Here is a 6745-nt window from a genome sequence, read left to right on the forward strand (position 1 = left end):
GGCAATAGTCTTCATGGCCGGGGAAGTCCGGAGGCAGGACCTGGCAGACCGGCGAAGCCAGCACCTTGCCGCCGAACAGCTTGACCAGCGTGTTGCGATCGATCGCATAGGCAACGGCCTGGCGGGCTTTTTCGTTGTCGAAGGGTGCGAGACGGTTGTTCAGCGGCGCGTACCACCAAGCCGAAAGCGGTGAGATGTGCAACTGGTCCATGGACTTGCTGCCCAGTTCGCCCAGGCGGTCGCTCGGCAGAGCGTCGAACATCCAGTCCGCTTCGCCGTTCTGGATCGCGGTGACGGCTGCCTCTTCGGACAGGCCGAAATCATATTGGACGACATCCGGATAGCCGTCCGGCTGGGCTTCTTCGCTCCACTGCTTGAAATTGGGGTTGCGGGAAACCGTCATGCCCTTGTTCGGGTCGAAGGCGGAGATCATGTACGCGCCGGTGCTGGGAATGGGCTTGGAACCCATGTCTTCAGCGGGCGTGTCCGCCGGCAGGACCATGGCATGCGGCAAGGCAAGCTTGTAGAGCAGCTCGGCATCCGGCTTGGTGATGTTGATGGTGATGGTGCCGGCCGCTTCGTCGCCGACAACGCCGCCTTCCAGCGTGCAGCTCTTGGTGTCGGCCAGGCATTTGTCGGCCCCGACGATGCCGGCATAGAACGTGCCGGAGGTGGGTCCGGAAACCTTGAATATGCGCTGGAAAGAAGCGACGACGTCCTTTACGCCAAGATCCTGGCCGCTGGAGAACTTGATGCCCTTGCGCAGCTTGAAGGTGAAGGTCTTGCCGTCATTGCTGACCTGCGGCAGGGCCTCGGCCAGATCGGGGACGATGGTGAAGCCGTCCATGCCCTCGGCCTTGCGGAAGGCCACCAGGCCGTCATAGATCGGCTGGTACATCTGCCAGCCCTGGTCCGTGTAATTGATGTGCGGATCGAGCGTTCCGGCCGCGGAGCGGGCCAGCAGGCGGATGGTGCCGCCTCGGTGCTCCTTGAGATATTCGGCCTGTGCCGGGGCCAGCCATGTACCGGCCAGCAATGCCGCGGCTGTTGCCGCCAGAAGCAGTTTCTTCATGTCTTGATTCCCCTTTTTTCAGTTATCGTTGTGGTCCAGGAAGTCTCCCACCACCCGCATGCACGCATCTTGCTCTTCGACATGCGGCATGTGGCTGGAATGCTCGAATATCTCCCAGCGAGACCCCTTGATGCCGTCCTTGTAGGGCTGCACGGTCGCGGGCGTGGCCTCGTCGTGACGTCCGGAGATGATCAGTGTGGGAACATCGATGGCCGGCAGGCGCTCGACGATGCTCCAGTTCCTCAGCGTTCCGATGACATGGAACTCGTTTGGCCCATTCATCAGATTATAGACGGTCGGATTGCGCACGACCTGGGCGAAACTTTCCGTGACTTCGGGCGGGAAAGGCACGACCCGGCAGACATGCCGCTCGTAGAACACCATCGTCGCAGCCTGGTAAGCCGCATCGTCCGTCGTGCCGGCCTGTTCGTGTCGGGTCAGGGTCTCCTGCACATCCGCGGGCAGATCCGCACGCAGCCGGTTGGCCTCTTCGACCCACAGTTTCATGGAAGCCGGTGAGTTGGCTATGGTCAGCGATTTCAGGCCTTGCGGCCGCGTCACGGCATATTCCGCGCCCAGCATGCCGCCCCAGCTCTGGCCGAGCACGTGGAAGCCTGTCCGAATGCCGAGGTGGTCGACGAGGTTTTCAAGCTCGTCGATGAACAGCCGGGGTGTCCAGAAATCGGCGCCTTTCTCAGGCAGCAAGGTGGAATTGCCGCAGCCCAACTGGTCGTAGTGGATGACGGCGCGATCCCTTCGCGCAAGAAGCTTGTAGGCATCGACATAATTGTGGGCGACGCCCGGGCCGCCATGCAGGATCACCACAGGCGCCTTTTCGCCGCCGAGTTCGCCACTGACCCGATACCAGGTCTCGTAGGCGCCGAAAGTGGCCCGTCCTTCCATGCCGATGATCTCAGATGACATCCCAATTCCCAGTGCGATTGAAGGTACTTTTATCGTCCGCGGCGGCAGGCGCCTAACTCATGTTACGGGTGACCTGCACCCACTCTTCCAGCATCTGCACGCCAAATGCCGTGGCACCTTGCCTGCCGAGCGGCCGATCGGAGTCGGTCAGTTCCTTGCTGGCGATGTCGAGATGCACCCAGGGGCGATCTTCCGTGAAATGGCGCAGGAAGGCTGCGGCATAGGGAGCATCGCCATCTTCCATATCCTTGGCATGATGCCGCAGGTCCGCGAACGGCGATTGCAGGCCCTCGTCGTAGGCCCGATCGAGCGGCAGCCGCCAGAACCGCTCGCCGACCGTTTCTCCGGCCGCGATCATCTGTGACGCGATGGCATCGTCGGTGCTGAACAGGCCGGCGAATATCGACCCCAACCCACGCGTCACCGAATAGGTCAGCGTTGCCAGATCGACGATCACTAAAGGGTTGAAGCGCGTGGCTGCATAGTGGAGGCAGTCGGCCAGAAGCAGGCGTCCCTCCGCATCCGTGTCGAACACTTCCACTGTCTGTCCGGACGCCGTCGTGATGATGTCGCGCGGTTTGAGCGCCGTGCCGGATGGCATGTTCTCCGCGATGCCGAGAACACCGACAATGTGTACCGGGCTGCCTTGCCGGGCGAGCGCGATCAGCAGGCCGACCACAGCGGCCGCTCCGCCCATGTCGGCTTTCATGTCGAACATCTGCGCTCCGCCCTTGATGCAGAGGCCGCCCGAATCGAAGCAGACGCCCTTGCCGACGAAAGCGAGTGGTTGGGCGGGAGCACCCTTGCCCCGGTAGCGCAGGACAGCGACCCGCGGCGGGCGCGCCGAGCCCGATCCGACAGCAAGAAGCGCGTTCATGCCGAGCTCCTTCAGTTGCGCGGCATCAAGCATTTCGATGTCGATGCCGGCTTCACGCAGGGGCTCAAGATGATCGTGGAAATTGTCGGGATGGAGGTGGTTCGGCGGCAGGTTGACCAGGGTGCGTGCATATTCGACGCCGTCGGCGATGGCATTGATCCGCGCCAGCGCCGCTGTCAGATCCGGGCCGCGAGCCCCTACCAGTTTCACCCGCAAGGTTCTATCCGCTCCCGCCCCTTGCCGCCGGTTGCGCATATCGAAACGATAGCGGCGCAGCCGCATGCCAAGCGCGACACGCGCCAGGATTTCGGCGCCGGGCAGGTCAACGCCGGCGATCGGGTCCAGGACCAGGGTGGGCGCGCATTCCCCCTTGCCCTCGAGATGCGCGGCAAGCAGACCGCCGGCGCGCGCCAGTGACAGGGTGGTTACGGCTTCAGCTTTGCCCAGGGCCAGGACGACCACGCGCTTGGTCGATACGGACTGCGGGGCAATAAGATCGATGCAGGTGCCGGATTCGGCCAAGGCGGCCGGGTCGGAGCAGGCGCGCGAGAGAATCCCGCCCATCTCGGCATCCAGGGTGGACGCCCGCGGGCCGAAGCCTGTTTGGGCAGTTTGCAAGATCACGACGACGGAGGCGGCGGAAATCTCGTCCGCGGTCTCGAAAACCGGCGCTGGCGATTGAGGCATAGGCTGGCGCTCTCTTCAATTGCGGCAATACCAGCCGGGTAGCGAGCAACGCTTCGCTCACTCCGGTGGAGACTGGTCAAGCCGGTCTCCGCCGTTCGTGGTATAATGCCGGTCCCCAAATAGTCGCTTTCTTGAGACGACTTAATTGCTCTTGTCGTCTGGGTATCCCCTAACAGGGCAGGCGATCAAACGCGAATTCCGCCCATGTCGATTGACAAAAACTCAACTCACAATTCATGATCGGCCAATGGCCCTTCCCTCACTCAATGGCATGCGCGCTTTCGAGGCCGCCGCTCGCCTCGGCAGCGTCAAGGACGCGGCGGAAGAACTGCATCTGACACCCTCGGCTGTCAGCCGGCACATCCGCGCGCTTGAACGAAATCTTGGCCAAGACCTGTTCGAACGCGGTTTTCGCCAGATAACGCCAACCATAAGGGGCTCCTACTATGCGCGCAGCCTCTCGGAGGCATTCGAAGCGATCTGGCGCGCCACCGATGACGTCAGCCTCTCCGAGGGGTCGCGCCACGGCAAGATCCAACGTGTCCGGGTCTTGTGCGTGCCCACCGTTCTGAACCTTTGGCTGGCGGACCGGTTGCCGAACTTTCGCCGGTTGCATCCGTCGGTGGATCTGGAGATCTCCACTTCAGGCAAGCGCGCCAACTTCGATTTGGCCATTGTCGACGAGTTCGTCTACAAGGCCGGCCCGGCTCTGACGCTGCTGATCCCGCTGCTTTTGACGCCGGTCTGTGCGCCTTCGCTTCTGGAGGGGCCTGTGCCGCTGCGATCGCCGGCCGATCTGGTCAATCATCATCTGATCCATGAATGCGAAACCATGAGATGGAAGCGTTGGCTGGAGCAGGAAGGCGTTCTGGAAACGACGCCAAAATCCAGCACAACATTGGATGATTGCACCCTGATCATGCGCGAAGCGATCAATGGCGCCGGAATAGCGCTTGCGGACACGATGATGGCGCAAGATTTTCTGCAGCAAGGCAAGCTGGTCGCGCCGTTCCGTGCCCGCCACACCTATCCGGCCGGCATTTACCTGCATCAGCGTCGCAGCATCGGCAACAAGCCAGGCACCGGTCTGTTTCAGGATTGGCTGCTCGCCGAGGTCGCGGACCACAAGCAGGTGATGGCAATCGCTTAGATGCCCCCAACCGAAGATGTCGGGAGCCACCGCTTCAGATTGGAATCCCCGCGTCGAACCTCGACTCATCCGTGGTTCAGCGATGACCCACCATCGCCGTGCATCGATAATCGCAGTTCTCATTGAATATCTTTAAGGCCAAAGCCGGCAAATAGGTTGCTTGTCGGTTCCCCTGCGGCAGGCTTAACCTGCACGCGGCCAACGCGTGAGGGCGCGTGCTGCAAAAGGGGAACATTGCCATGACGATACAGGGTGCTTCACCTGATCTGTACAACGAGGATCTGGCTCCGGCCAAAGTTCGAAACTGGGGACCATTCTCGATCTTCAACGTCTGGACGTCGGACGTCCACAGCCTTTGGGGCTACTATCTTGCCGCCAGTCTGTTCCTGTTCTGCGGCGGCTTCGTCAATTTCATCATCGCCATAGGCATCGGCTCGCTGATCATCTACGCGCTGATGAACATGGTCGGCTATGCCGGCGTGAAGACGGGCGTGCCCTACCCCGTGCTTGCCCGCGCCTCTTTCGGCATCTGGGGCGCCAACATACCGGCGCTGGCGCGCGCCGTCGTCGCCTGCTTCTGGTACGGCGCGCAGACTGCCGCCGCCTCGGGCGCGATCGTGGCGCTGCTGATCTGCACGCAATGGTTCGCCGATTTCAACGCCAGCACGCACTTCCTCGGTCATACCGGCCTGGAGGTGATCTGCTTCGTGGTCATCTGGGGGCTGCAATTGCTGATCATCCAGAACGGCATGGAAACGGTCCGCCGCTTCCAGGATTGGGCCGGCCCCGCGGTGTGGGTGATGATGCTGATCCTGGCGATCTATCTCTGTGTCAAATCCGGGAGATTTGCCTTCACCAGCGACATCCCCATGGACGTGCTGCTGGACAAGACGAAGGATGCGGGCGTGCCCGGCACGCCTGGCTCCTGGACCTCGCTGTTTGCGGTGGCCGCGATCTGGGTCACCTATTTCTCGGCGCTCTATCTCAATTTCTGCGATTTCGCCCGTTACGCGCCTGACAAGGCATCGCTGCGCAAGGGCAACATCTGGGGCCTGCCGATCAACCTGATCCTGTTTTCTCTGGTGGCCGGCGTCACCACCATTGCCGCCTTTGACGTCTATGGCGAGGTGCTGCTGCATCCCGACCAGATCTCGGCGAAATTCGACAGCTGGTTCCTGGCGGCGCTCGCAGCCCTGACCTTTGCGGTAGCAACGCTTGGCATCAACGTCGTGGCGAACTTCGTCTCGCCGGCCTTCGACTTCTCCAATGTCTTTCCCAGGCAGATCGACTTCAAGAAGGGCGGCTATATCGCGGCCGTGATCGCCCTGCTGCTCTATCCCTTCGCGCCATGGGAAGGCAGTGCGGCTTCCTTCGTCAACATCATCGGCGCGACGATGGGGCCGATCTTCGGGGTGATGATGGTCGACTACTACCTGATCCGGAAGGGTGAGGTCGACGTCGAGGCGCTTTATCGCGAAGATGGCGAATTCCGCTTCCAGGGCGGCTGGCACGTCAACGCCTTCATCGCCGCGGGCATCGGCGCCATCTTCTCGTCGATCCTGCCCAACTTCACCAACTGGCTGCCGTCCTGGTGGGGTGTCTATGGCTGGTTCTTCGGCGTGGCGATCGCCGGCATCATCTACTACGTGCTGCGCACCGCCGCTTTGGGCGCCGGCGCCAGGACCGCGAAGGCCTGACAAGGTGAATTTTGGGGCGGCGAGAGCCGCCCCAAAACCTACCCGAGCATCTCGGCCAATCTGCGCACCGTGTTCCAGTTGCGCGACGTGCCCGTGCCCATGCGCTTGTGATTCATCGCCGCAAGCAGCCGCGAGCTTGGCCTCTCGCGCGAAAAGACGACCCAGATGTCGCCGCCGACCGAAGTCACTTTTTCATCCACGCCGGCATAGGCCTGGAGCCCCGTCACGGCCTCCACGGGCGCAGGCTTGCGCATCACCCGTACAGCCACCTGATCGCCTGCTTTGGCCGAATCGGCCGGGAACGGATTGCCGGCGGCAAGCTTCAGCCAGTCCTCGGC

5 protein-coding genes and 1 pseudogene are annotated in these 6745 nt (G+C 62.1%); 2 read left to right on the forward strand and 4 right to left on the reverse strand.

Features of this window, described 5'->3' with window-relative positions; all coding sequences use genetic code 11:
* The 3 genes from EN925_RS17295 to EN925_RS17305 form a co-directional block, all read right to left on the reverse strand.
* A partial coding sequence (locus EN925_RS17295) for an ABC transporter substrate-binding protein (protein ID WP_164894251.1) occupies nt 1-1072 on the reverse strand: 1072 nt, incomplete at its 3' end.
* An 18-nt stretch (nt 1073-1090) separates the two neighbouring features.
* On the reverse strand, nt 1091-1996 hold the full coding sequence (locus EN925_RS17300) for a proline iminopeptidase-family hydrolase (RefSeq protein ID WP_013531728.1): 906 nt from the start codon (nt 1994-1996) through the stop codon (nt 1091-1093).
* A gap of 52 nt (nt 1997-2048) precedes the next feature.
* A complete protein-coding gene (locus tag EN925_RS17305; protein WP_127384862.1) occupies nt 2049-3560 on the reverse strand; it encodes a leucyl aminopeptidase in 1512 nt (503 codons plus the stop codon).
* A 247-nt stretch (nt 3561-3807) separates the two neighbouring features.
* On the opposite strand from EN925_RS17305, the gene EN925_RS17310 reads away from it, so the two are divergent.
* Entirely contained in the window at nt 3808-4710 is a 903-nt protein-coding gene (locus tag EN925_RS17310) for a LysR substrate-binding domain-containing protein (RefSeq protein WP_024503328.1), read from the forward strand.
* A 239-nt stretch (nt 4711-4949) separates the two neighbouring features.
* Nucleotides 4950-6407 carry an NCS1 family nucleobase:cation symporter-1 gene (locus tag EN925_RS17315; RefSeq protein WP_128336738.1) on the forward strand — a complete coding sequence of 486 codons (1458 nt, stop codon included), beginning with the start codon at nt 4950-4952 and terminating at the stop codon, nt 6405-6407.
* Nucleotides 6408-6445: 38 nt separating this feature from the next.
* On the opposite strand, the pseudogene EN925_RS17320 reads toward EN925_RS17315, so the two are convergent.
* Nucleotides 6446-6745 (reverse strand): annotated as a pseudogene (locus tag EN925_RS17320) (hypothetical protein); the annotation flags it as partial.

This window comes from Mesorhizobium sp. M7A.F.Ca.US.006.04.2.1, from assembly GCF_004022915.1.
GTDB lineage: Bacteria > Pseudomonadota > Alphaproteobacteria > Rhizobiales > Rhizobiaceae > Mesorhizobium > Mesorhizobium ciceri.

Bases quoted from the DNA above. Each gene is read 5' to 3' on its own strand.
- EN925_RS17305 (WP_127384862.1), bottom strand. From the start codon at position 3,560: ATGCCTCAATCGCCAGCGCCGGTTTTCGAGACCGCGGACGAGATTTCC.
- EN925_RS17315 (WP_128336738.1), top strand. From the start codon at position 4,950: ATGACGATACAGGGTGCTTCACCTGATCTGTACAACGAGGATCTGGCT.
- EN925_RS17310 (WP_024503328.1), top strand. From the start codon at position 3,808: ATGGCCCTTCCCTCACTCAATGGCATGCGCGCTTTCGAGGCCGCCGCT.
- EN925_RS17300 (WP_013531728.1), bottom strand. From the start codon at position 1,996: ATGTCATCTGAGATCATCGGCATGGAAGGACGGGCCACTTTCGGCGCC.